We start from the raw sequence: 22,539 nt of genomic DNA, 5'->3' as shown, positions 1-22,539 counted from the left end.
ACCGCCCATGAAGCCCGAAGAGAGGTGCCACCCATGCGGGTGAGCGTGCTCGGACCGCTGACACTCGGCCTCGGCGCCCGGTCCGGAGTGCCCAGCGCGATGAAGCCGCGCAAGGTGCTGTCCCTGCTGCTGCTCAACGCGGGCCGGATGGTGCCGGTGCAGTCGCTGATGGCCGAGCTGTGGGGCGATCAGCCGCCGCGCACCGGGCTGACCACGCTCCAGACGTACATCCTGCATCTGCGCAAGCTGCTCGCCGAGGGGCTGGGGATGTCGTCGGCCGCCGTCACCCGGGAGGTGCTCCAGACCCGGCCCGGGGGGTACGCCATGGTGGTGAGCCCGGGGGAGCTCGACGTCCATGAGTACCGCGACCTCGTCGCCGAGGGCGAGGGCGCGCTGGAGGCCGGCGACGAGCGGACGGCGGACACCTCCTTCCGGCGGGCGCTGGCCCTCTGGCAGGGCCCGGCCCTGGTCGACGTCACCCCGCACGGGCGGCCGCTTCAGGCGGAGGTCGCCCGGCTGGAGCAGTCCCGGCTCACGGTCACCGAGCGCGGCATCGAGACCCGGCTGCGGCTCGGCGGCCATCTGGAGGTGCTGAGCGACCTCGCCTCGCTGGTCGTGGAGCACCGCTTCCACGAGGGCCTGCACGGTCAGTACATGCTCGCCCTCCACCGCTCCGGCCAGCGCACCCGCGCCCTGACGGTCTACCAGCGGCTGCGGATGGCGATGACGGAGGAGCTGGGGCTCGAACCCTCGGCGAAGCTTCAGCGGCTTCAGCAGGCGGTGCTGGTGTCGGACCCCCGGCTGGACCACGAGGCGGGGGCGGCGGGGCGGGGGCCGGTGGTGGCGTGAGGGGTGGCCGGGGCCGCGCAGCGCTGCGGAACGCGCGGCCCTCGGAGGCCGTAGCCCTCAGACGACGCGGCCTCCAGACGGCGCGGCCCTCAGATGACGCGGCCCTCAGAGGCCGTAACCCTCAGAGCCCGTAGCCCTCAGACGTCGTCGTCCTCCTCGTCGAGCCGGGCCAGCCAGGTCGCCAGCCGCTCCACCGGGACCTCGAAGTCCGGGTTCAGGTCGACGAACGCCCGCAGCTGCTCGGCGAGCCACTCGAAGGTGACCTCCTCATCGCCGCGTCGCTGCTCCAGCTCCTCGATACCGCGATCGGTGAAGTACAAGGGTCGCTCCGGAAGGGTGGTGTGGATCTACTCGCCCAGGATATGCGGCCCCCTACCCCGGTGAGCGACCCGAGGGGCGCCGGGGTTGACGTTGACGCGGGCGTCAATGTTTACGGTGCATCGACATGACCGAGATGACAGCAGCGCACTTTTCCGGCAGAGCAGTGATCGTCACCGGCGGAGGCACGGGGATCGGGCGGATCACCGCGCGGACCTTCGCCGAGCAGGGCGCCCAGGTCCTGGTGGTCGGCCGTACGGCGGCCCGGCTCGCCGAGACGGCCGCCGACGCCCCGGGCATCCGGCCGCTGGTGGCCGATGTCTCGGCCCCCGGGGCCGCCGAGTTGATCGTGAACACCGCGGTGGAGGCGTTCGGCCGTATCGATGTGCTGGTCAACAACGCCGCCGTGGTCCGGCAGACGCCGCTCGGGGACATCCGGCGGGAAGCCGCCGAGGAGATGCTGGCCGTCAATCTGCTCGCCCCGATGTACCTCACCCAGGCCGCGCTGCCGCAGCTGAGCGAGAGCGCGGGTGTCGTGATCAACGTCAGCACGGCCATCGGCCAGCGCGGCTGGCCGATGGCCGGCGCGGAGCTGTACGCCGCGCTGAAGGCCGCCCTGGACACGCTGACGCGCAGCTGGGCCGTCCAACTCGCCCCGCGCGGGGTGCGCGTGGCCGCTGTGGCCCCCGGCCCCATCGCCACCGGGATCGGGCATCACCAGGGGCTCGACGCCGAGCAGGTCGCCGCCCTGCGCAAGACCCTGATCGAGCATGTGCCACTGGGACGGCTCGGCCGGGCCGAGGAGGTCGCCTTCTGGATCACCCAGCTCGCCCGCCCGGAGGCGGCCTACACCACGGGCGTCGTACTACCGGTGGACGGCGGCGCGCTGGTCGGCTAAGCGCTCCGCGGGAAGTGCCCTGACCTGTCGTCGATCGTCCGCGGCGCCTCCGCCGTGTGGCTGGGGCTTTGCCCCTGGATCTCGGGGTCTGGGGCGGAGCCCCAGTTGTGGGAAGGGGCGGGGAGGGGAACAGCCCGCCGCAGGCGGCATGAGCCGTCGGACGCCCCCGTCCGCCGGTAGTCTCGCGGACATGCGGATAGGGGAGTTGGCGAAGGCCACCGGTGCCACGGCCAGGGCCTTGCGCTTCTACGAGGAGCGGGGGCTGCTGAGCTCCGCGCGGGCGGGGAACGGCTATCGGGTCTACGACGAGCGGGCGGTCCGGCGGGTGGCCAACATCCGGTATCTGCTCGACGCCGGGCTCACGCTCGAGGACATCGAGCACTTCGGCGCCTGCCTGGACGGCGACCTGCCGAGCAGCCGGCCCGCCGAGGCCATGCTGGACATCGCGCGTCGCCGCCTGAGCGTGCTGGACGACCGGATCGACACCCTCACGCGGGTGCGCGACGAGCTCGCCGGGCGGCTGGCCGCCGCCTCCGGCGGCCGGACCGCGGTCAGTCCGCCCGGCTGAGCAGCCAGGACACCAGCGCGCGGACGGCGCCGCCGAGCGCGGCGGCGGCGAGGGTGAGAAGGGCGGGACGGCGGCGGTCCGGCATCTTTGACCTGCTTTCCGGCATCTTCGACCTGCTTTCGTGAAACCGGCGAAGGCGCCGGGGTACGTTTCACGATGTGCGGGGTCTGGGGTGTTGCGGCAGCCCGCACACGTTGCAGTGGGCCGCAACGGGGTGGCAACGGGGGAGGGGCGACCCATGGAGGACGAACCCGTCAGCGGGGAGCTGGTGCCGGAGCGGGACGCGGCACGGCGGATCGGGGATCTGAAGCCGATCCCCGAGCAGGTGAGACCGGAGTGCCGGGCGCTGGCCGAGAACCTGCGGGAGCTGTTCGGCACGGTCGGGGTGTCGCTGCGGGTCCTCGCCATACGGCTGCACTACGACGCGGGGACCGTCTCGCGCTATCTCAACGGAACCGTGGTGCCCCCGGCCGAGTTCGTGGACCAGCTCTTCACCCATGCCGCCAAGGCCGCGGGACGGCCGCCCGCCACCGAGGTCGTGGCGCATGTGCACACCCTGCAACGCCGGGCGTTGCAGGCCACCAACAAGATGGGCTGGGAGCTCCAGCGGCTGCGCGACCGGCTCGCCGACGCGGACCGGCAGCGCCAGCAGGCCGAGGTGCGGGCGGAGGCCCTGTCGGAGGCGTTGCTGGTACGGAAACAGCGCATCGCCGAGATGGAGGTCGAACAGCGCCGGATCGCGGTCGCGGCGGCCGACCGCGAGACCCGTGGCGCGGAGCTGGACCGGCTGCGCCAGGAGCGCGAGGAGGTGACGGCCGAACGCGACCGGCTGCGGGAGGAAGTCGCCCGCCTCCAGGACGCGTTGACCCAGGCCCGCCGCCAGGCACTGGAGGCCGAACGGCGCTGCGAGGCGCTGGAGCACCAGCTCCAGGCGGAGGAGGAGGCCGCCGGGGCGAAGGCGCAGGCCGAGGAGCCCGCGTCGCACCGGCTGTCGCACGCCCAGGAGCAGGTGGTGGTGGCCGAGGAGCGGGCGCGGCGGCTGGAGCGGGAACTGGCGGCGTTACGGAGCCGCGCCACCGCCCCCGACGACCGCTCACCGATGGAACCCGGGCGCGTCCCCGACGTCTGGGGTGGTGTGCCGCGCCGCAATCCGCGGTTCACCGGGCGGGACGAGCTGCTCGCCGAGGTGCGCGAGCGGCTGGAGGCCGCCCCCGCCGACACCGCCGTGGTCGCCCTCGTCGGGCTGCCGGGCATCGGCAAGACGCAGCTCGCCGCCGAGTACGCCCATCGTTTCGCCGCTCGGTACGACGTCGTGTGGTGGGCAGGCGTGGACGGGCTGCCCGCCCTGAAGGAACGGCTGGCCGCGCTCGCCCGGGCCCTGGGCGGCGGGGACGGCAGGGACGCGGCGGACCTGGTCCGCGCCGCCCTGGAGGCGCTGCGGCGTGGCGATCCGTACGGGCGCTGGCTCATCGTCCTGGACGACGCCGACGACCCGGAGGCCATCGCCGAGGTGCTGCCCGCCGGCGGCGGCCATGTGCTGATCACCTCGCGCAACCGGGCCTGGGCCGACCACTACGCCGAGCTGCTGGACGTCCCGCCGCTGAATCGGCAGGACAGCGTCGCCTTCGTACGCCGCCGGGCGCCGCGCATCGGCCCCGAGGACGCGGACCGGCTGGCGGCGGCCGTCGAGGACCTGCCGCTGGCGCTGGACCAGACGGCGGGCTGGCTGGACGGCGCGTCCACACCGGTCGCCGAGTACGTGCGCATGGCGAGCGACGGCGAGCCCAACCCGGTACGGCCCGCCGCCGACTACCCGATGCCGTACCACTCCGCCTTCAAGGACCTGATCACCCGGCTGAGGGAGAGCACGAAGGCGGCGGCCGAATTGCTGCGCCTGTGTGCCCTGTTCGGCCCCGGCCCGGTCCCGCTCGCCCTGCTCCGGGCCGTCCCGGCGGGGCAGGTCTCCCCGGCGGTGGCGGCGCTCCTGGAGAACCCCAGCCAGCTGGAGCTGGCCATCGGCAAGCTGGCGCAGTGGTCGGTGATGGGGCGGTCGGCGCTGGAGGCCGAGGCGGTGTGGATGAGCCGCTTCGTACGGGACGCGGTGCGGCGGCGGACGCCGGAGGACAAGCGGGAGAAGGACGCCCGGATCGTCCGCGGCGCCCTCGTCGCGGCGGATCCACGCTGCCCGGACGACCCGGCGGCATGGCCGCGCTACGCCCGGCTGGTGCCGTACCTGGAGCCCTCGGGCGCGCTGGAGTCATCGGACGCCGCGTCGCGCCGGCTGGTCGTCGGGTTCCTCACGTATCTGACGCTGAGCGGCGACTACGCGACGGGCGGGCGGCTCGCGGACCGCGCGGCGGGCGACTATCAGGAGCTGATGGCGCGCCGCGCCGCGCTGCTGCGCGAGACCGGGGACTACGCAGCCGCGGAGACGCTGGACCGGGCGGTGCTGAAGAGCCTGGGCGGGATCGACGCGCCGGGCAGACTCGTCACGGTGGCCGACGTGCCAGGCAGACTCGTCGCGATGGCCCGGCTCGGGTCGGATCTGCGGGGCCTGGCCCGCTATGACGAGGCGCACGAACTCGCCCGCCAACAGCGCGCCCTGTGCACCGACAGCTGTCCGCAGGACGGTGCGGCGGTACGGAACGCCCAGCGCGGCCTGTCCCACTCGCTGCGGATGCTCGGCTCCTACGCCGAGGCCGCGGAGCTGTCCGGGCGGACGCTGGACAGCGCGCGTGCGGAGCTGGGCCCGTCCGCGCTGGTGACGCTGGCCTGCGAGACGGAGCACGCGTACGACCTGCGGCTGTCCGGTCGCTACGGGGACGCTCTGACGCTTCAGGCGCCCAGCGTCGAGCGGCACCGCGCCGTGCTGGGCACCGGGCATCCGCTGACCCTGACCGCCGAGTACCACCTGTGGCGGTGTGGCTGGGAGGGCGACATCGACATCCACGTCCTGTGGGAGCTGGCGAAGCGCCTGCTGGGCGAGGGCGCCCCGCTGACGCTGATGATTGCTGCCGGGGTCGCCCGCGCCCTCCGGTGCCAGGGTGATCTGGAGCGGGCGGCGAGTATCGCCGAGAAGACCTCGGAGGGTTACTCGACCGCTTTGGGGTCCCGGCATCCGTACACCATTGGTGCCTGGGCGAACGAGGCGCTCACTCTGGGCGCCGACGACAAGGCGCGAGTTCGGGACTCGCTGTTCACGGCCATGGCCCACGCCGTCGGCGAGCACCATCCCTGGACACTGGGGATCGCGCTCAACACCGCCGCCACGTACCACGCGACGGGGCGGTACCAGGACGCGTGCGCCATGAGCCGGGAGACCGCGCTGCACGCAGCCGAGGTGCTGGGCGAGCGGCATCCGCTGACCCTGCTGGCCCAGATTGGACTGGCCGCGGATCTGCGGGTGATTCCGGGGGGAGGCGAGGAGGCGGATGTGATCGAGGAGGTGGCCCTCGGCGGCCTGACCGCCGTCCTGGGACGGGACCACCCCGAGACCGTGGCGGCCCGCAAGCGCATCCGCCCGGTCTGGGACTTCGAACCGCTGCCGGTCTGACGGCAGCCCCACACGGCGGAAGGCCCGGCCCCGCGCGACGCGGGACCGGGCCTTCCGTGGCGAACGTGGTGAATCAGATCTCGAAGACCTCGGCCACCAGCGCCCCCTGCTCCGACTGGTGCCGCTTGTTCGACCCCACCGCGGGCGAGGACGAGTGCGGGCGGGAGACCCGGACCAGGCGCTCGGCGGCGGGGACGTCCGCGCCGACCGACAGCTCCAGGTGGTCGATCAGGTTGAGCGCGATAAACGGCCACGCACCCTGGTTCGCCGGTTCCTCCTGCGCCCAGACGAACTTCTCGACGCCCGAGTACTTGGCGATCTCGGCTTGGAGCTCCGCACCCGGCAGCGGGTACAGCCGCTCCAGGCGGATGATCGCCGTGTCGTTCGCACCGCGCTTGTCCCGCTCCGCGGCCAGGTCGTAGTAGACCTTGCCGGAGCAGAAGACCACCTTGCGCACCGCGGCCGGGTCGACCGTCTCGTCGCCGATGACCGGGCGGAACGAGCCGGAGAGGAACTCCTCCGTCTTCGACGCCGCGGCCTTCAGACGCAGCATCGACTTCGGGGTGAAGACGACCAGCGGCTTGTGGTGCGGGTTGTGGACCTGCCAGCGCAGCAGGTGGAAGTAGTTCGACGGCAGCGTCGGCGCGGCGACCGTCATGTTGTTCTGCGCGCACAGCTGGAGGAAGCGCTCGATCCGGGCCGAGGAGTGGTCCGGGCCCTGGCCCTCGTAGCCGTGCGGCAGCAGCAGCGTGACACCAGAGGTCTGGCCCCACTTCTGCTCGGCCGAGGAGATGAACTCGTCGACGATGGTCTGCGCGCCGTTGACGAAGTCACCGAACTGCGCCTCCCACATGACCAGCGCGTTCGGGCGGGCCAGCGAGTAGCCGTACTCGAAGCCCATCGCCGCGTACTCGCTGAGCAGCGAGTCGTAGACGTTGTACCGCGCCTGGTCCTCGGTGAGGTACAGCAGCGGGGTGTAGTCGTCGCCGGTCTCGCGGTCCACCAGCACCGCGTGGCGCTGGCCGAAGGTGCCGCGGCGGGAGTCCTGGCCGGCGAGCCGGACCGGGGTGCCCTCCATCAGCAGCGAGCCGATGGCGAGGGTCTCGCCCATGCCCCAGTCGATCGAGTCGTCCTCGATCATCGCCGCGCGCCGCTGGAGCTGCGGGAACAGCCGCGGGTGGACGGTGATCCGGTCGGGGGTGTTGACCTGGGACTCGGCGATCCGCTTGATGACCTCCTGGGAGACCGCCGTCTGGACCGAGACCGGGAACTCCGCCTGCGGCTCGGGGACCTCGGCCGGGGCCGGGGCCGAGACCGCGTCGCGGACCTCGGTGAAGACCTTCTCCAGCTGGCCCTGGAAGTCCTGGAGCGCCTGCTCGGCCTCCTCCAGGGTGATGTCGCCGCGCCCGATCAGCGACTCGGTGTAGAGCTTGCGCACCGAGCGCTTCTTGTCGATCAGGTCGTACATCAGCGGCTGGGTGAAACCGGGGTTGTCGGTCTCGTTGTGGCCGCGGCGGCGGTAGCAGATCAGGTCGATGACCACGTCCTTGTTGAACGCCTGGCGGAACTCGAAGGCGAGCCGCGCGACGCGCACGACGGCCTCCGGGTCGTCGCCGTTGACGTGGAAGATCGGCGCCTCGATCATGCGCGCGACGTCCGTGGCGTACATCGAGGAGCGGGACGCGGCCGGGGCGGCGGTGAAGCCGACCTGGTTGTTGATCACGATGTGCACGGTGCCGCCGGTGCGGTAGCCGCGCAGCTGCGACATGTTCAGCGTCTCGGCCACCACACCCTGGCCCGCGAAGGCAGCGTCGCCGTGGAGGGCGACGGGCAGCACCGTGAAGTCGGTGCCGGCCTTGCCGATGATGTCCTGCTTGGCGCGGACGACGCCCTCCAGGACCGGGTCCACGGCCTCCAGGTGGGAGGGGTTCGCGGCGAGCGAGACCTTGATCTGCTCGCCGTCCAGACCGGTGAAGGTGCCCTCGGCGCCCAGGTGGTACTTGACGTCACCGGAGCCGTGCATGGACTTCGGGTCGAGGTTGCCCTCGAACTCGCGGAAGATCTGCGCGTACGACTTGCCGACGATGTTGGCCAGCACGTTCAGCCGGCCGCGGTGGGCCATGCCGATGACGACCTCGTCGAGGCGCGACTCGGCGGCCGCGTCCAGCACCGCGTCCAGCAGCGGGATGACGGACTCGCCGCCCTCCAGGGAGAACCGCTTCTGGCCGACGTACTTGGTCTGGAGGAAGGTCTCGAACGCCTCGGCCGCGTTGAGCCGGCGCAGGATGCGCAGCTGCTCCTCGCGCTCCGGCTTGTCGTGGTTGCGCTCGACGCGGTCCTGGATCCACTTGCGCTGCTTGGGGTCCTGGATGTGCATGAACTCGATGCCGGTGGTGCGGCAGTACGAGTCGCGCAGCACGCCCAGGATGTCGCGCAGCTTCATCATGGACTTGCCCGCGAAGCCGCCGACCGCGAACTCGCGCTCCAGGTCCCACAGGGTGAGCCCGTGCTCGATGATGTCCAGGTCGGGGTGCTTGCGCTGGCGGTACTCCAGCGGGTCGGTGTCGGCCATGACATGGCCGCGGACCCGGTAGGAGTGGATCAGGTCGAAGACCCGCGCCGCCTTGGTGACGTCGTCGTCGTGGCTGACGTCGATGTCCTTGAGCCAGCGGACCGGCTCGTAGGGGATGCGCAGCGCCTTGAAGATCTCGTCGAAGAAGTCGTTCTCGCCGAGCAGCAGCTGGCTCATGATCCGCAGGAACTCGCCGGAGGCGGCGCCCTGGATCACCCGGTGGTCATAGGTGCTGGTCAGCGTCATGACCTTGGAGATGCCCAGCTTGTTCAGGGTGTCCTGGGAGGTGCCCTGGAACTCGGCCGGGTACTCCATGGCGCCGACGCCGATGATCAGGCCCTGGCCGGGCATCAGCCGCGGCACCGAGTGGACGGTGCCGATGCCGCCCGGGTTGGTGAGGGAGGCCGTGACGCCGGTGAAGTCCTCCATCGTCAGCTTGTTCGCGCGGGCGCGGCGGACGATGTCCTCGTACGCCTGCCAGAACTCGAAGAAGTTGAGCGTCTCGGCCTTCTTGATCGCCGCGACCACGAGCTGGCGGTCGCCGTTGGGCTTGACCAGGTCGATGGCGAGGCCGAGGTTGATGTGCTCGGGCTTGACCAGGGTCGGCTTGCCGTCCTTCTCGGTGAACGAGTAGTTCATCGAGGGCATCGCCTTCAGCGCCTGCACCATGGCGTAGCCGATCAGGTGCGTGAAGGACACCTTGCCGCCGCGGGCGCGCTTGAGGTGGTTGTTGATGACGATGCGGTTGTCGAACAGCAGCTTCACCGGGACCGCGCGGACCGAGGTGGCGGTCGGCAGCTCCAGCGACGCGTTCATGTTCTTCGCCACGGCGGCGGACGGGCCGCGCAGCGTGACCAGCTCGGGCCCCGCGGAGGGCGCGGCGGGCTCCTTCTTGGAGACCGTCGGCTCGGCCGGGGTCGGCTTGACCGGCGCGGGCTTGGCGGGGGCCGCCGGGGCGGCCTTCGCGGCGGGGGGCGCGGGCTGCGCCGCCGCGGGCTTCGCGGCGGCGGGAGCGGCGGGGGCCGCGGCGGCCGGCTTGGCCTCGGCGGGCTTCGCGGCCGGGGCGGCGGGCTTGGCCTCCGCCGGCCCCGCCGCAGCGGGCTTGGCCGGGGCCGCCGGGGCGGCGCTCGCGGCTACTCCCTGTGGTGGCTTGGCCACCGCGGAGCCGGTGTCCTGACCCGGCTTGTAGTCGGCGAAGAAGTCCCACCAGGCTCGGTCGACCGAGTTCGGGTCCTGGAGGTACTGCTGGTAGATCTCGTCGACGAGCCACTCATTGGGGCCGAAGGCAGCGGCAGGGTTACTCCCCTGCCCGTCCTGTTCATCGGTCGAGACGCTCGAGGTGTTGGGGGACTGTGGCGACACGGCGGCAACCGCCCTCTTCCGCTTCCTAAAGGTGGTGGACAGCGGGAATAAAGGCTACGCCTCTTGGACCCTTACGTGCAGGCCGCACTGGTCAACGTCGCGCACGTCACATTGATTGGCGGGTTTCAGCGCATGACGCACCGGGAAACACACGGGGTTTCGTGCATTTCCTCCGGCGCGGGGCAGCGCAGACGTGCACCCCTGCCGCTCGTATGTGCGCGACAGGGTCGACTTTACTTCAGCTTTGATCTCAGGGGGTCCCTGGTTTGGATTCCGGGGCAGGTCCGGGGAGGCTGACCTTGATCCGGCAGCCGCGCGCGGACTCCGCCACCCCTATCCGCCCGCCGTGCAGATCCACCGCCCAGCGCGCGATCGCCAGCCCCAGACCGGTGCCGCCGTCGCTGGCCGGCCCCGGCCGCCGCCGGCCGTCCACCGAGCCGTCCGGGGAGAGCCCGCCCCGGTTGAACCGCTCGAAGACCCGGTGCCAATCCGCCTCCGGAATGCCCGGGCCCTCGTCCAGCACCTCCAGCTCCAGGCTCTCCGGGCCGTCGCCGCGCCGGGCGCGCACGGTCACCCGGCCATGTGCCGGGCTGTGCTTCACCGCGTTGTCGATGAGGTTCGCCATCACCTGGTGCAGCCGCTCGGCATCGGCGTGGGCGGTCAGCTCCGGCGGCGAGACGTCCAGGTTGAGATGGACGTCCTTACGGGTGTGCGCGCCCGAATGGGACTCGGCGCCCTTGGCCATGCCGGCCTCCTTGAGGATCCCGGCCAGATACGGCCAGACCTCGAACCGCCGCGCGTGCAGCGGCACCACCCCGTTGTCGAGGCGGGACAGATCGAGCAGCTGGTCCACCAGGCGGCCCAGGCGCTGGGTCTGCTTCAGCGCGACCCGCATGGTCTCCGGATCGGCCTCCGAGACGCCGTCCACCACGTTCTCCAGCACCGCCCGCAGCGCCGCGATCGGGGTGCGCAGCTCATGCGAGACGTTGGCCACCAGCTCCTTGCGGTGGGTGTCCACCGCCTCCAGGTCGGCCGCCATCCGGTTGAACGCGGACGCCAGGTCGCCGAACTCGTCCCCGCGCTGCGCCGCCCGCACCCGCCGGGTGTAGTCGCCGTTGGCCATCGCTCGGGTGACCTCGGTCATCTCGTCCAGCGGGGCCGTGAGCCCGTTCGCCACGAACTGGGTGATCAGCAGCGAGGCGATGATCGAGAAGATGGTGATGACGCGCAGCTCGGTGTCGGAGTGCATCGCCGCGAAGACGAGCAGCGTGGTGATGATCACCGAGCCGACGACCAGCGCCCCCAGCGCCGCCTTGACCGAGCGGTACGGGTCGAAGGGGCGCAGCGCCTCCCAGACCCGGGCCCAGGTGGCGCGGGACCACGCCCGCCGGTCCGTGGGGGCCCCGGGCAGCCGGGAGCCCTTGGGGACCCCGCGCGGCCAGAGCCTGGGGGACTTGTCCGCCCAGGCCTGGGGAGCCCGGCGCGCCCAGCCGCCGCGCGCCCAGCCGCCGCGTGCCCAGCCGCCGCGCGCCCAGCCCCCGCGTGCCAGGACCCTGGGAGCCGTGTCCTTGGGGGCCGTGCCTGCCCGGACCTTGGGGAGCCTGCGTGCCCAGCGGGCCCTCGTCATGCCGCCGGGGTCTCGAGGGCGTAGCCGACGCCGTGCACCGTACGGATCCGCTCCGCGCCGATCTTCCGGCGCAGCGCCTTGATGTGGCTGTCCACGGTGCGGGTGCCCGAGGCGTCCGCCCAGTCCCACACCTCGGCCAGCAGCTGCTCGCGCGAGAGCACCGCGCGCGGGGTGTTGGCCAGACAGACCAGCAGATCGAACTCGGTCGGGGTGAGGTGCACATCCGAGCCGCGCACCCGCACCCGGCGCTGTGCGTGGTCGATCTCCAGCTCGCCCAGGCGGAGGATCCCGCTGCGCGGGGTGTGCGCGGCCAGCGCCGCCCGCTCCACCCGCCGCAGCAGTACGTGCACCCGCGCGGCCAGTTCGCGCATGGAGAACGGCTTGGTCATGTAGTCGTCGGCGCCGACCCCGAGCCCCACCAGCATGTCGGTCTCGTCGTCGCGCGCGGTCAGCATCAGCACGGGCACCGGCCGCCGGGCCTGCACCCGCCGGCAGACCTCCAGGCCGTCGAAGCCCGGCAGCATCACGTCGAGGACGAGCAGATCGGGCTGCCACGCCTCGGCCGTGTCGACCGCCGCCGGACCGTCCCCCGCCGTCTGGACCTGGAACCCCTCGGCGCGCAGCCGGGCCGCGATGGCGTCCACTATGGTCGGATCGTCCTCGACGACGAGGACCCGGCGCTGTGCGCCAGGGGTGGTCGTGGCGGCCCCGTTGTGACCGTTGTGAGTCTGCTCCATACGCCCGCCCCTGCGTCTTCCGGTGAAACCCGCGGCTCGCGCCTGGTCATCGCTCAGCCGCGTTTGGTAGGCAAGCAAGCGTAAAGCCAGCGTACGCGGCTTTGCTACGCGCCCCGAACCGCGAGATGCACGACGTCGGGAACACCCCGGGCAACGGCGACCTCTTCCGTACGCACCTGTGTGAACCCGGCATTCCGGAGAGATTCCTCGAACGCGGGCGACGGCTGCGCCGACCATACGGCCAGTACCCCGCCCGGCGCGAGACGCGCCGCGCAGGCCGCGAGCCCGGTGGGGGAGTAGAGACCGTCGTTGTCCTCGGTGACGGTCCAGTCGGGGCCGTTGTCGATGTCCAGGCACAGCGCGTCATAGGTCCGCGGGCCCGTTCGCAGCCACTCGACCAGATCGGTGTGGACGATCTCGGTGCGCGGATCGGCCAGGGCCCCGGCGGTCATGGCCGCCAGGGGTCCCGCGCGGTGCCAGTCGATCACCGCGGCCTCCCGCTCGACCACCTCGATCCGCCCCCACCGGGGCTCCGCCACCGCCTCGACCAGCGAAAACCCGACGCCGAGCCCGCCGATGAGCAGCGCGGGGGAGGGGCGGTCGGCGGGCAGTGCGCCGAGGGCGGCACGGATGAGCAGCCGCTCGGAGCGGCCGTCGGAGGTGTCCATGAGGAAGCAGCCGTTGGCGATGATCTCGAAGACGGCGTCGTCCGAGGATCCCGCGCCGCCGCGCCGCCGCAGTACCACCTCGCCGTACGGGCCCTCCCGGCGGTCGACGGTCACCGGCCGGTCGTCGGCGTCGGTGTGGAGGTCGTACGGCGGCTGCGGCTGCATGGGTGTGAGGTCCTCCCGGGTGGCTCCTGACCCCGCCATCCTCGCGCCGCCCCGGCTCGCCGGTCCAACCGATTCACGGTGCCGCGGGGCCGTGCCGGGGCGTGGTGTGGCGTCGTCCATGTCACAGCTGAGGGCGCCGTGACATGACTCACGGCGTCCTGGTTGTTGTTCCGGTCGTGGCGGATAAGCGGGGAGCAGGGGGAGCGGCGGGAGTGAGAGAGGGGCGCGGGCGTTGACGACATCGGTAAGGGCGACATCGGCGAGCGGGACGGACGCGTCGGCCGTTCCGGGCGCGCGGGCGGCGGACGGCGGTGACCCGGACGGCCCCCGGGCCGTCGCCCCCGCCGGGCCATGCGCTCGCGTGGCCGGTGCGCGGCGGGTGGTGGGCCGCGGCTGGCCCGCGGCCGTGGGGGCCAGTACGCCGCGGGTGCCGAGTGTCGGACGGGCGCATGGACACCACAGGGCGGCGGTGGCGCGTTCGCTGTCGCGCGCGCTGCTCACCGTGCCGTTCACCCTCGGCTACACCCTCGTCCTGCTCGGCACCGGGCTCTACGCCCGCCTCGGCGATCCCGGCACCGTGCGCGATCTGCTCGCGGGCTCCAGCACCGATGTGTTCCACCTGTCCCAGCGGCCGCTGCTGACGCTGCTGGTCAGCGCCTTGTGGGCGGTGGGCGGGATCACCTCGCCGTATCTGGCCGCCTTCCCCCTGGTGCTCGGCGCGCTGGAGCGGCGGCTCGGCGGGGTGCGCACCGCCGCCGTGTTCCTGCTCGGCCATGTGCTGGCGACGCTGCTCACCGAGGTCCCGGTGGCCGTCTCCGTGGCCGCCGGGCATCTCCCGGACAGCTCGCTGCGCCGCCTCGACTACGGGGTGAGCTACGGGCTGATCGCGTGCGCCGCCGCGCTCGCCGGGCTGCTGTCGCCCCGGCGCCGGTGGACGCTGCTCGGCGGGGTCGCCCTCGCGCTCGTCGCCGGGATCCTCGTCGACGTCGATCCGCTCACCGGCTGGGGCCATGCCTTCGCCCTGCTGCTCGGTGTCGTCTCCTGGCCGTATGTCCGGCGAAACATCAGGTGGCGCCCGCAGGCGGAGCGAAAGGACGACGCCTCGCCCGGCTTCGCTCACAGCGAACGAGCCTCCGGGAACACCTGAACCCCCTTCGCGCATTGAGTGGGCATTGACTTATTGAGTCCTCATGACTCAACTTGCCTGCCGAAGGGGAGATCATGGCTTCGCTGTCCACACCGCTCACCCTGCCCGTACTGCCTCTCGACGATGAGGTGGTGCTCCCCGGCATGGTGGTGCCGCTGGACCTTTCCGATACCGAGGTACGCGCCGCGGTGGAGGCCGCCCAGGCCGCCGCACGCTCCAGTGGGAGCGGAGGCGGCAAGCCGAAGGTGCTGCTGGTGCCGCGCGTCGACGGCACCTACGCCGGTATCGGCACGCTCGGCACCGTCGAGCAGGTGGGCCGGCTCTCCGACGGAGACCCCGGCGCGCTGATCCGCGGGGTGCGCCGCGTCCGCATCGGGGCTGGGACCACCGGACCCGGGGCGGCCCTGTGGGTGGAGGGCACCACGGTCGAGGAGATCGTGCCCGATCCGCTGCCCGGTGCCGTCACCGAACTGATCAAGGAGTACAAGGCGCTGGCCACCAGCTGGCTGCGCAAGCGCGGCGCCTGGCAGGTCGTGGACCGGGTGCAGCAGATCGACGACGTCTCGCAGCTCGCCGACAACTCGGGCTACTCGCCCTTCCTGTCCGTCGCCCAGCGCGTCGAGCTGCTGGAGACCACCGACCCGGTGGCCCGGCTGAAGCTCGCCGTCACCTGGCTGAGCGACCACATCGCCGAGCAGGACGTGGCCGAGTCGATCGCCAAGGACGTCCAGGAGGGCGTCGACAAGCAGCAGCGCGAGTTCCTGCTGCGGCGCCAGCTCGAAGCCGTCCGTAAGGAGCTCGCCGAGCTCAACGGCGACCCCGAGGACGAGTCCGACGACTACCGCGCCCGCGTCGAGGCCGCCGATCTGCCCGAGAAGGTGCGCGAGGCGGCCCTGAAGGAGGTCGACAAGCTGGAGCGGTCCAGCGACCAGAGCCCCGAGGGCAGCTGGATCCGCACCTGGCTGGACACCGTCCTGGAGCTGCCCTGGAACGAGCGCACCGAGGACGCGTACGACATCCAGGGCGCCAAGGCCGTCCTCGACGCCGACCACGCGGGCCTGGAGGACGTCAAGGAGCGGATCACCGAGTACCTGGCGGTGCGCAAGCGCCGCGCCGACCGGGGCCTCGGCGTCGTCGGCGGCCGCCGCGGCGGCGCGGTGCTGGCCCTGGTGGGCCCGCCCGGCGTCGGCAAGACCAGCCTGGGCGAGAGCGTCGCCCGCGCGATGGGGCGGAAGTTCGTCCGGGTCGCGCTCGGCGGCGTCCGCGACGAGGCGGAGATCCGCGGCCACCGGCGCACCTACGTGGGCGCGCTGCCCGGCCGGGTCGTCCGGGCCATCAAGGAGGCGGGCTCGATGAACCCCGTCGTCCTGCTGGACGAGATCGACAAGGTGGGCTCCGACTTCCGCGGCGACCCGGCCGCGGCCCTGCTCGAGGTCCTGGACCCGGCGCAGAACCACACCTTCCGCGACCACTACCTGGAGGTCGAACTCGACCTGAGCGACGTGGTCTTCCTCGCCACCGCCAACGTCCTGGAGGCCATCCCGGAGGCGCTGCTGGACCGGATGGAACTGGTGCGCCTGGACGGCTACACCGAGGACGAGAAGGTCACCATCGCCCGTGACCACCTGCTGCCCCGTCAGCTGGAGCGGGCCGGTCTGGAGCCGGGCGAGGTCACGGTGACCGACGAGGCGCTGCGCAAGCTCGCGGGCGAGTACACCCGCGAGGCGGGCGTACGGACCCTGGAGCGGTCCATCGCCCGGCTGCTGCGCAAGGTGGCGGCCCAGCACGAGCTGGGGGAGCGCGAGCTGCCGTTCACGGTGGGCGTGGCGGAGCTGCGCCCGCTGATCGGGCGGCCGCACCACACCCCCGAGTCCGCCCAGGACCCGGCCGAGCGCCGCACCGCCGTCCCCGGCGTGGCGACCGGGCTCGCGGTCACCGGCGCGGGCGGTGATGTGCTGTTCGTGGAGGCGTCGCTGGCCGACCCGGAGACGGGCGGCGCGGGGCTGAACCTCACCGGTCAGCTCGGCGACGTCATGAAGGAGTCCGCCCAGATCGCGCTCTCCTTCCTGCGCTCGCACGGCGCGGAGCTGGAGCTGCCGGTCGGCGATCTGAAGGAGCGCGGCGTCCACCTCCACGTCCCGGCGGGCGCGGTGCCCAAGGACGGCCCGAGTGCGGGCATCACCATGACCACCGCGCTGGCCTCGCTGCTCTCCGGCCGCCAGGTGCGCCCGGACGTGGCGATGACCGGCGAGGTGTCCCTGACCGGGCGGGTGCTGCCCATCGGCGGCGTCAAGCAGAAGCTGCTGGCGGCGCACCGGGCCGGGGTGACCACCGTGATCATCCCCAAGCGCAATGAGCCCGACCTGGACGACGTCCCCGCCGAGGTCCTGGACAAGCTCGACGTCCACCCGGTCTCGGACGTCCGCCGGGTGCTGGAGCTGGCCCTCGAGCCCGCCCGGGCGGCGACCCCCGGGGTTCCGGTAGCGGCGTGACGGACGCTGCCGGGAGCGGTGGCCCGGGGCCCTGTGTCGAACGGGGTTCCGGGCCACGCGTGACCTGTCGGCCGTGCGTATCGTTGGACTAACCGGCCGCGTGCGTTCGGTGCGCGGCGGGGAGGAGCGGCACGGTGACCGTCATGGCGATTGACAGGATCGAGATGGCCGACAGCAGCGACGAACTCACCTTGGACGCGATGTTCGAGGCGCTCGAGAAGATGCCCGTCCCCGAGGGAATCAAGGTTGAGATTGTCGAGGGGAACATCTTCATGTCGCCGCAGCGGGACACGCATTGGGACATCATCCTGGACGTCGTCGAGCAACTGCGGACACGCTACCCGCGCAAGCGGATCAAGTCGGATGTCCGCATCGACTACCCCGGCTATCTCAACGGCTTCGCGACCGATGTCACGCTGATCGCCGAGGGCGCCGTCAAGAACTCCAAAGGCCTGTGGCGTCATCAGGACGTCGAGTTCGTGGCCGAGGTGATCTCGAAGCGCACGGGTGCCAATGATTACGGACCCAAGAAGTCGGCATACGCCATTGCCGAGGTCCCCGTCTACCTGATCATTGACCCCTACACCGGCAGGTGTCATCTGTTCACCGAGCCCAAGGATGGCGCCTACGTCAACGAACGCACGGTGTCTTTCGGCGATGAGGTGGATCTGACCAACACTGTTGTGGGCCTCACGCTCAAGACCGACGAGTTCCCCCGCGACTGATCCACCCCCCGCTGCCTGGTTCCCACAGGGCCAGGCGGCGCACCCCGCGCTCCGGCACGCTGAGCCGCATGAAGGTCATCGTGATCGGAGCGACAGGAACCATCGGGCGTGCCGTGGTGGACGCCCTCGAAGGTCGGCATGAGGTCGTACGGGCCTCCCGCACCGGCGCCGGCGGCGCCGTACGCGTCGATGTGGCCGACCCCGCCACCCTCGACCACCTCTTCGCGACCGTCCAGGACGTCGACGCCGTCGTCTGCTGCGCCGCCTCCGGCGCGCTCACCCCGCTCGGCGGGGACGCCTCGGACGAGGAGTTCACCACCGGTCTGGACGCCAAGCTGCTGGGCCAGGTCGCGCTCGTGCGCCGTGCCCTCCACCACCTCCGCGACGGCGGGTCCATCACCCTCACCAGTGGGGTCTTCGAGAAGCCCACCCCCGGCGGGGCCTTCGGCGCGCTGGTGAACGCGGGGCTCGACGCCTTCGTCCGGGCCGCCGCGATCGAGATGGAGCGCGGGCTGAGGGTGAACGCGATCTGCCCGGGATGGGTGCGGGAAACCCTGGAGAAGCTGGGCATGGACCCCGCCGAGGGGACCCCGGTGGAGACCGTGGCCCAGGCGTATGCGCAGGTCATCGAGGGGGCGGCGCAGGGGCAGGTGATCGTGCCCGGCCGCGGCTGACCCGGGCCCGGGCGGGACCGCTGGCAGCCAGACAGGTCTGTCTGGTAGTTTCGAGAGCGAGGCAGACAGACCTGTCTGTTCGCATGCCGTACCGTCTCCGGAGGAACTCCGTGCGCACCCTGCTCGTCCTCGCCCACCCCGATCTCGCCGCGTCCCGGGTGAACGCCGCCCTCGCCGAGGCGGCTCGGCCGGTGGAGAACGTCACGTTCAATGACCTCTACGCCGCCTATCCCGATCTGCGGATCGACGTCGAGCGCGAGCAGCGGCTGCTGCTGGAGCACGACCGGATCGTGCTCCAGTTCCCCTTCTACTGGTACTCGGCGCCCCCGCTGCTGAAGAAGTGGCTGGACGAGGTGTTCCTGCGCGGCTTCGCCTACGGCAGCGGCGGCACCTCGCTGCGCGGCAAGTCGCTGCGGATCGCCACCACGGCGGGTGCGCAGGAGGAGATGTACCGGCCCGACGGGTTCAACCGCTTCACGGTCGTCGAACTGCTGAAGCCCTTCGACGCGGCCGCGAACATCACGGGCATGGCTTACGAGGAGCCGTTCGTCGTCTACGGTACGCACGGGATGGATGACGCGGCGCTCGCCGCGCACCAGGAGCGCTACCGCGCGCTGCTGGCGTCCGGGCTGCCGCACGAGCGTGATCTCGCCATCGCGTAACAGACGGAAGACAAGGGCCCGGCCGCGCGTATGCGGCCGGGCCCTTCGCCGTATCCACGCACGGGCCGGTCTACACCCGGGCCGGGCACGCCTGCGCGACCAGCGCCCGCGCCGCCTCCCGGGCGGCCTCCGTGAACTCCGGCCTCGGCTCCAGCGCCGCCGCGGCCATCACCCCGTCCACGAGCACGGAGAGCTGCGTGGCGAGCCGCTCGGGGTCGGCGGCCCCGGCCTCCCGGGCCAGCTCGGTCAGCCAGGCCCGTACGGAGCGCTTGTGCTCGACCGTCGCGGTGTGGGTGGCGGTGCCCGGCTCGGTCTCGCCGGCGGTCCTGATGAACGCGCAGCCGCGGAAGCCGTCGCGCTCGGTCGCCGAGTCCAGCGCGTCGAAGAGACCGATGAGCCGGTCCCGGGGGTCGGCGCCGGCTGCCTCTGCGGCTTCCCGCAGCGCCCCGCCCCAGCGCTCGTCCGAGCCGCGCAGATAGGCCAGCACCAGATCGTCCTTGGTGCGGAAGTGGGAGTAGAGCGTCGCCTTCGCCACGCCCGACTCGGCGATGATGCGGTCCACTCCGACCCCGCGCACCCCATGGGCGTTGAACAGGGCGGTCGCGGTGGACAGGATCCGCTCATGGGCGGAGGGGCGGGCGCTGCTCATGATCAAGCTCCTTGACGCGGACACACGGGGCCGTGCGGGGTGACCGAGGCCGGGGAGCGACCGGGGCCGGGATACGGCCGACGCCCTCCAGCGTACAGACAGACCTGTCCGTATGCCGGAGGGCGGACGCGCCGCATGCGGTCGACGCGCCAGGTGTGGGGGGTGACGCGATGCGGGGCTCAGCCGTTGGCGAGCGCCTGCAACCGGTCCATGGCGCCGTTGAACTTGTTGTGGTCGCCGACCGTCGGGCCGCTGGAGGTGTACTGCCAGATGGTGTGGAAGCCCCAGCCGGCCGGAAGCTCGCCGACGGACGAGCCGTAGCGCGGGATCCACAGCGGGTTGACGCCACCGAAGGCGGCGGAGTTGCCCGTGCAGGTCTTCCACCAGCTGGTGGAGGTGTAGATCACCGGATCGCGGCCGGTGCGCGACTTGTAGGTGCTGCTGAAGGACTTGATCCAGTTGACCATCGCACTGGCGCTCAGCCCGTAGCAGGTCGCGCCGTAGGGGTTGTACTCCATGTCGAGCGCGCCCGGCAGGGTCTTGCCGTCCTTGGACCAGCCGCCGCCGTGGTCGACGAAGTAGTTGGCCTGCGCGGCACCCGTCGAGTTGTTCGGCAGGGCGAAGTGGTACGCGCCGCGGATCATGCCGACGTTGTACGAGCCGTTGTACTGCTGCGCGAAGTACGGGTTGGTGTAGCTGGTGCCCTCGGTCGCCTTGACGTAGGCGAACCGGACGCCGCTGCCCCACAGCGTCGACCAGCTGACATTGCCCTGGTGGCTGCTGACGTCCACGCCCTCGACGGTGGCGAGCAGCCCCGTCGGCGCCTCACCGGTCGTGGATCCGCCCTCGTGCTTGGCTATCTGGGAACCCGCCCAGTCGTCCTCGGGATGCGGGATGGCCTTGTCGCGCTGGGCCTGGGCGGCGAACGCCGAACCGGGCAGCGCGAGGGTCATGGCGAGGAGCGCGGCGAGAGTGCCGATCAGCGCACTGAGGGCGCGTCGGACCGAACCAGGTCTGTGCACGGGCATGGCGTTGCCTCCGAAACCTCGGTGGGGGGAGCTCCGATTGGAATGACCATGTCAGGAGTTGACGCTACGGGCGTAGATAGGCCGACGGAAGGGGGAGAGTGTGATGCCGTTGGTCTAATCCTGCGAAATACTGGTGGAGCTGCGGTAACAGCCGCGCGTGGTAGAAACTTTCACGAAGTGAAAACCCGGAGAGGGCTCTGACGTGCACGACAACGGGGCGTTGCCCCCTGAGCGGGGTGAGGGGGGCACCATGGGCGGCATTGGTGTGGACCATGCATTCCTGGCTCTGGAGCGCGAATTGGCGGTTTTCCTCCGCAGAGCCCGTGCCGCTTCGGGGGAATTGGCCCGGGAGGTCCACCCGGAGCTTGAATCCGCCGCCTATGGACTGCTGATGCGGCTGGAGGACGCCGGTCCGCAGCGCGCCACCGAGCTCGCGGGCTTCGTGGGCGTCGGAAAGGCCACGATGAGCCGTCAGCTCCGGGCTCTCGAGGGGCTCGGACTGGTGACGCGGGCGCCCGATCCGGCCGACGGCCGGGCCTTCCTGGTGGAGTTGACCGAGGAGGGCCGCAGCCGCTTCCGTGCCGTGCGCGGAGCACGGCGGGCGCGGTATGCGCGCCGTCTCGCCGCGTGGGAGCGCAGCGAGGTCGCCGAACTCGCCAGGCTGCTGCACCGGTTGAACGCGGAGCAGGAGGCCGACGACCGCGGTCAGACGGCGCGCGCGGCGCAGGAGTAGGGCGCTCATACCCGTCAGGATCGGCGACCCCCGCCCATCCGGCGACGCGGATGTGGCAACCGCGCTACCCGCCCAGGGGAGGGCGGCCCCGCCGTCAGGGCTCCACGAAGACCACGGCCGCGTCGTCATGGGTCTTGCCCCGGGGGAAGGCCGTACGGTCCGGATCGGCGTGCTCGGCCGCCCGCACCCGGTCGATCAGCGCCTGCGGGCCCTCCTTGCGCAGCAGCGCGAAGCACTCGGTCCAGTCGCCCTCGCCGAACCGCTCCACCCAGCGCGACGCCCCGTCGGTGAGCGCCGCCAGCGCCCGTACCTCGCCGCGCGGGAGCTCCCCGGTGACCGCCTTACCGGCGACGCCGGGGTCGGCGGCGGCGGTGAAGAAGCCGTCCGCCGCGTTGCGCAGCGGGGCGAGCCGGCGGCCCTCGGCCCGCAGCCGGTCGATGCGGTCGTCCAGGACCGGGGTCACTCCGTCATGGGTCCGCTCGATGAGCAACACCGAGTCGGACAGCACCAGATACTCGATGCGCTCGGTGTTCCAGCGCGCTGTGACAACGGTTGCCTGGGGTGTCAGTGGGTGAGAAAGGTCACATGTTGAACTATGGGCGGCGGCGGTCCGCGCGATCGCCTCGGAGAGGCACTGTGTCAGTGGCATATCCCGCCGCGAACCGGACAGTTCGAGCAGCGATCCGCCGAGCCGCGCGGTGAACCAGTCCACGCTGTGGACGCATCCGTCCCCTCCCTCGGGCGGGGTCACCCCGTCCAGCACCACGAGCGCACCGCCGCTCCCCGAGGCCGGAAGGGCTACTGATGCGTAGTCCTCGTTGGGATGGTGCTGATCGCCGGGGGCGGTCGCGAGTTCGATGCGCATTCCCTCAGTCTGCCGGAGCCCTGTCGATCACCATGGCGGCGAGGGCCGGACCGGGTGTTGGTCCGTACCAAATCCGTCGCCGGTTTCTCCGCTGCCTGATTGGGGCGGGATTGACACTTCTGGGAAGCTGCGGGTGGGCATCTTCTCAGGGCGCCGAGGTCTTTACCAATCCGCGCAAGGTGGTGGGAAGGTATGGCCGCGAGCCAAAGTTGGTGGTCAACTACGCAATACGGTTCACTCGTTCGGG

At 71.7% G+C, this 22,539-nt stretch carries 18 protein-coding genes; 10 read left to right on the top strand and 8 right to left on the bottom strand.

Annotated elements, in window-relative coordinates; all coding sequences use genetic code 11:
* Positions 1-33 precede the first annotated feature (33 nt).
* Positions 34-849 carry an AfsR/SARP family transcriptional regulator gene (locus ACT2CW_RS11450; RefSeq protein WP_182472093.1) on the top strand — a complete coding sequence of 272 codons (816 nt, stop codon included), beginning with the start codon at positions 34-36 and terminating at the stop codon, positions 847-849.
* A 137-nt stretch (positions 850-986) separates the two neighbouring features.
* Here ACT2CW_RS11450 and ACT2CW_RS11445 read toward each other — a convergent pair whose 3' ends face one another.
* Positions 987-1,169 (bottom strand): DUF6104 family protein, encoded by a 183-nt coding sequence (locus tag ACT2CW_RS11445; RefSeq protein ID WP_037964994.1) that lies wholly within the window; start codon positions 1,167-1,169, stop codon positions 987-989.
* Positions 1,170-1,294: 125 nt separating this feature from the next.
* Here ACT2CW_RS11445 and ACT2CW_RS11440 point away from each other — a divergent pair, with 125 nt between their 5' ends.
* From ACT2CW_RS11440 to fxsT, 3 genes are all read left to right on the top strand, one after another.
* Positions 1,295-2,065: an SDR family NAD(P)-dependent oxidoreductase gene (locus ACT2CW_RS11440; protein ID WP_445516466.1), complete on the top strand. Its 771-nt coding sequence runs from the start codon at positions 1,295-1,297 to the stop codon at positions 2,063-2,065.
* A gap of 190 nt (positions 2,066-2,255) precedes the next feature.
* A complete protein-coding gene (locus ACT2CW_RS11435) occupies positions 2,256-2,633 on the top strand; it encodes a MerR family transcriptional regulator (RefSeq protein WP_445516465.1) in 378 nt (125 codons plus the stop codon).
* 238 nt (positions 2,634-2,871) lie between these two features.
* Complete coding sequence (gene fxsT, locus ACT2CW_RS11430) at positions 2,872-6,186, top strand: FxSxx-COOH system tetratricopeptide repeat protein (RefSeq protein WP_445516464.1); 3,315 nt, start codon at positions 2,872-2,874, stop codon at positions 6,184-6,186.
* Between the two features lie 73 nt (positions 6,187-6,259).
* Here the strand turns inward: fxsT and ACT2CW_RS11425 are convergent, their stop codons facing one another.
* The 4 genes from ACT2CW_RS11425 to ACT2CW_RS11410 all read right to left on the bottom strand — a co-directional run bounded on the left by ACT2CW_RS11425 (position 6,260) and on the right by ACT2CW_RS11410 (position 13,317).
* Complete coding sequence (locus ACT2CW_RS11425; protein ID WP_445516463.1) at positions 6,260-10,120, bottom strand: multifunctional oxoglutarate decarboxylase/oxoglutarate dehydrogenase thiamine pyrophosphate-binding subunit/dihydrolipoyllysine-residue succinyltransferase subunit; 3,861 nt, start codon at positions 10,118-10,120, stop codon at positions 6,260-6,262.
* A gap of 250 nt (positions 10,121-10,370) precedes the next feature.
* Entirely contained in the window at positions 10,371-11,747 is a 1,377-nt protein-coding gene (locus ACT2CW_RS11420) for a sensor histidine kinase (protein ID WP_445516462.1), read from the bottom strand.
* Complete coding sequence (locus ACT2CW_RS11415; protein WP_086709713.1) at positions 11,744-12,484, bottom strand: response regulator transcription factor; 741 nt, start codon at positions 12,482-12,484, stop codon at positions 11,744-11,746. The genes ACT2CW_RS11420 and ACT2CW_RS11415 overlap by 4 nt, the downstream gene beginning before the upstream one ends.
* A gap of 104 nt (positions 12,485-12,588) precedes the next feature.
* Entirely contained in the window at positions 12,589-13,317 is a 729-nt protein-coding gene (locus tag ACT2CW_RS11410) for a spermidine synthase (RefSeq protein WP_445516461.1), read from the bottom strand.
* Between the two features lie 469 nt (positions 13,318-13,786).
* Between ACT2CW_RS11410 and ACT2CW_RS11405 the strand changes: the two genes are divergently transcribed.
* The 5 genes from ACT2CW_RS11405 (at position 13,787) to ACT2CW_RS11385 (ending at position 19,017) form a co-directional block, all read left to right on the top strand.
* The gene (locus ACT2CW_RS11405) at positions 13,787-14,464 is read left to right on the top strand and encodes a rhomboid-like protein (RefSeq protein ID WP_445516460.1); all 678 of its coding nucleotides are present in this window, start codon (positions 13,787-13,789) and stop codon (positions 14,462-14,464) included.
* Between the two features lie 74 nt (positions 14,465-14,538).
* A complete protein-coding gene (gene lon, locus ACT2CW_RS11400; protein ID WP_445516459.1) occupies positions 14,539-16,956 on the top strand; it encodes an endopeptidase La in 2,418 nt (805 codons plus the stop codon).
* A gap of 134 nt (positions 16,957-17,090) precedes the next feature.
* On the top strand, positions 17,091-17,681 hold the full coding sequence (locus tag ACT2CW_RS11395) for a Uma2 family endonuclease (RefSeq protein ID WP_432046246.1): 591 nt from the start codon (positions 17,091-17,093) through the stop codon (positions 17,679-17,681).
* A 68-nt stretch (positions 17,682-17,749) separates the two neighbouring features.
* Positions 17,750-18,355, top strand: a complete 606-nt coding sequence (locus tag ACT2CW_RS11390; RefSeq protein ID WP_164428174.1) for a short chain dehydrogenase — start codon at positions 17,750-17,752, stop codon at positions 18,353-18,355.
* Positions 18,356-18,465: 110 nt separating this feature from the next.
* Positions 18,466-19,017 (top strand): NAD(P)H-dependent oxidoreductase, encoded by a 552-nt coding sequence (locus tag ACT2CW_RS11385; RefSeq protein WP_445516458.1) that lies wholly within the window; start codon positions 18,466-18,468, stop codon positions 19,015-19,017.
* 70 nt (positions 19,018-19,087) lie between these two features.
* Here the strand turns inward: ACT2CW_RS11385 and ACT2CW_RS11380 are convergent, their stop codons facing one another.
* Entirely contained in the window at positions 19,088-19,666 is a 579-nt protein-coding gene (locus tag ACT2CW_RS11380; RefSeq protein ID WP_432046249.1) for a TetR/AcrR family transcriptional regulator, read from the bottom strand.
* 179 nt (positions 19,667-19,845) lie between these two features.
* Entirely contained in the window at positions 19,846-20,694 is an 849-nt protein-coding gene (locus ACT2CW_RS11375; protein ID WP_164428167.1) for a lysozyme, read from the bottom strand.
* Positions 20,695-20,944: 250 nt separating this feature from the next.
* Between ACT2CW_RS11375 and ACT2CW_RS11370 the strand changes: the two genes are divergently transcribed.
* On the top strand, positions 20,945-21,427 hold the full coding sequence (locus ACT2CW_RS11370) for a MarR family winged helix-turn-helix transcriptional regulator (protein WP_138913844.1): 483 nt from the start codon (positions 20,945-20,947) through the stop codon (positions 21,425-21,427).
* 94 nt (positions 21,428-21,521) lie between these two features.
* On the opposite strand, the gene ACT2CW_RS11365 is transcribed toward ACT2CW_RS11370, so the two are convergent.
* Positions 21,522-22,292, bottom strand: coding sequence for a hypothetical protein (locus ACT2CW_RS11365; protein ID WP_445516457.1), 771 nt, complete (start codon positions 22,290-22,292; stop codon positions 21,522-21,524).
* Positions 22,293-22,539 lie beyond the last annotated feature (247 nt).

It is taken from the genome of Streptomyces sp. NEAU-174 (assembly GCF_052665095.1).
This window is presented reverse-complemented; position numbering and strand designations above follow the sequence as displayed.

Bases quoted from the DNA above. Each gene is read 5' to 3' on its own strand.
- ACT2CW_RS11450 (WP_182472093.1), top strand. From the start codon at position 34: ATGCGGGTGAGCGTGCTCGGACCGCTGACACTCGGCCTCGGCGCCCGG.
- ACT2CW_RS11440 (WP_445516466.1), top strand. From the start codon at position 1,295: ATGACCGAGATGACAGCAGCGCACTTTTCCGGCAGAGCAGTGATCGTC.
- ACT2CW_RS11435 (WP_445516465.1), top strand. From the start codon at position 2,256: ATGCGGATAGGGGAGTTGGCGAAGGCCACCGGTGCCACGGCCAGGGCC.
- fxsT (WP_445516464.1), top strand. From the start codon at position 2,872: ATGGAGGACGAACCCGTCAGCGGGGAGCTGGTGCCGGAGCGGGACGCG.
- ACT2CW_RS11420 (WP_445516462.1), bottom strand. From the start codon at position 11,747: ATGACGAGGGCCCGCTGGGCACGCAGGCTCCCCAAGGTCCGGGCAGGC.
- ACT2CW_RS11415 (WP_086709713.1), bottom strand. From the start codon at position 12,484: ATGGAGCAGACTCACAACGGTCACAACGGGGCCGCCACGACCACCCCT.
- ACT2CW_RS11410 (WP_445516461.1), bottom strand. From the start codon at position 13,317: ATGCAGCCGCAGCCGCCGTACGACCTCCACACCGACGCCGACGACCGG.
- lon (WP_445516459.1), top strand. From the start codon at position 14,539: ATGGCTTCGCTGTCCACACCGCTCACCCTGCCCGTACTGCCTCTCGAC.
- ACT2CW_RS11390 (WP_164428174.1), top strand. From the start codon at position 17,750: ATGAAGGTCATCGTGATCGGAGCGACAGGAACCATCGGGCGTGCCGTG.
- ACT2CW_RS11380 (WP_432046249.1), bottom strand. From the start codon at position 19,666: ATGAGCAGCGCCCGCCCCTCCGCCCATGAGCGGATCCTGTCCACCGCG.
- ACT2CW_RS11375 (WP_164428167.1), bottom strand. From the start codon at position 20,694: ATGCCCGTGCACAGACCTGGTTCGGTCCGACGCGCCCTCAGTGCGCTG.
- ACT2CW_RS11370 (WP_138913844.1), top strand. From the start codon at position 20,945: ATGGGCGGCATTGGTGTGGACCATGCATTCCTGGCTCTGGAGCGCGAA.
- ACT2CW_RS11365 (WP_445516457.1), bottom strand. From the start codon at position 22,292: ATGCGCATCGAACTCGCGACCGCCCCCGGCGATCAGCACCATCCCAAC.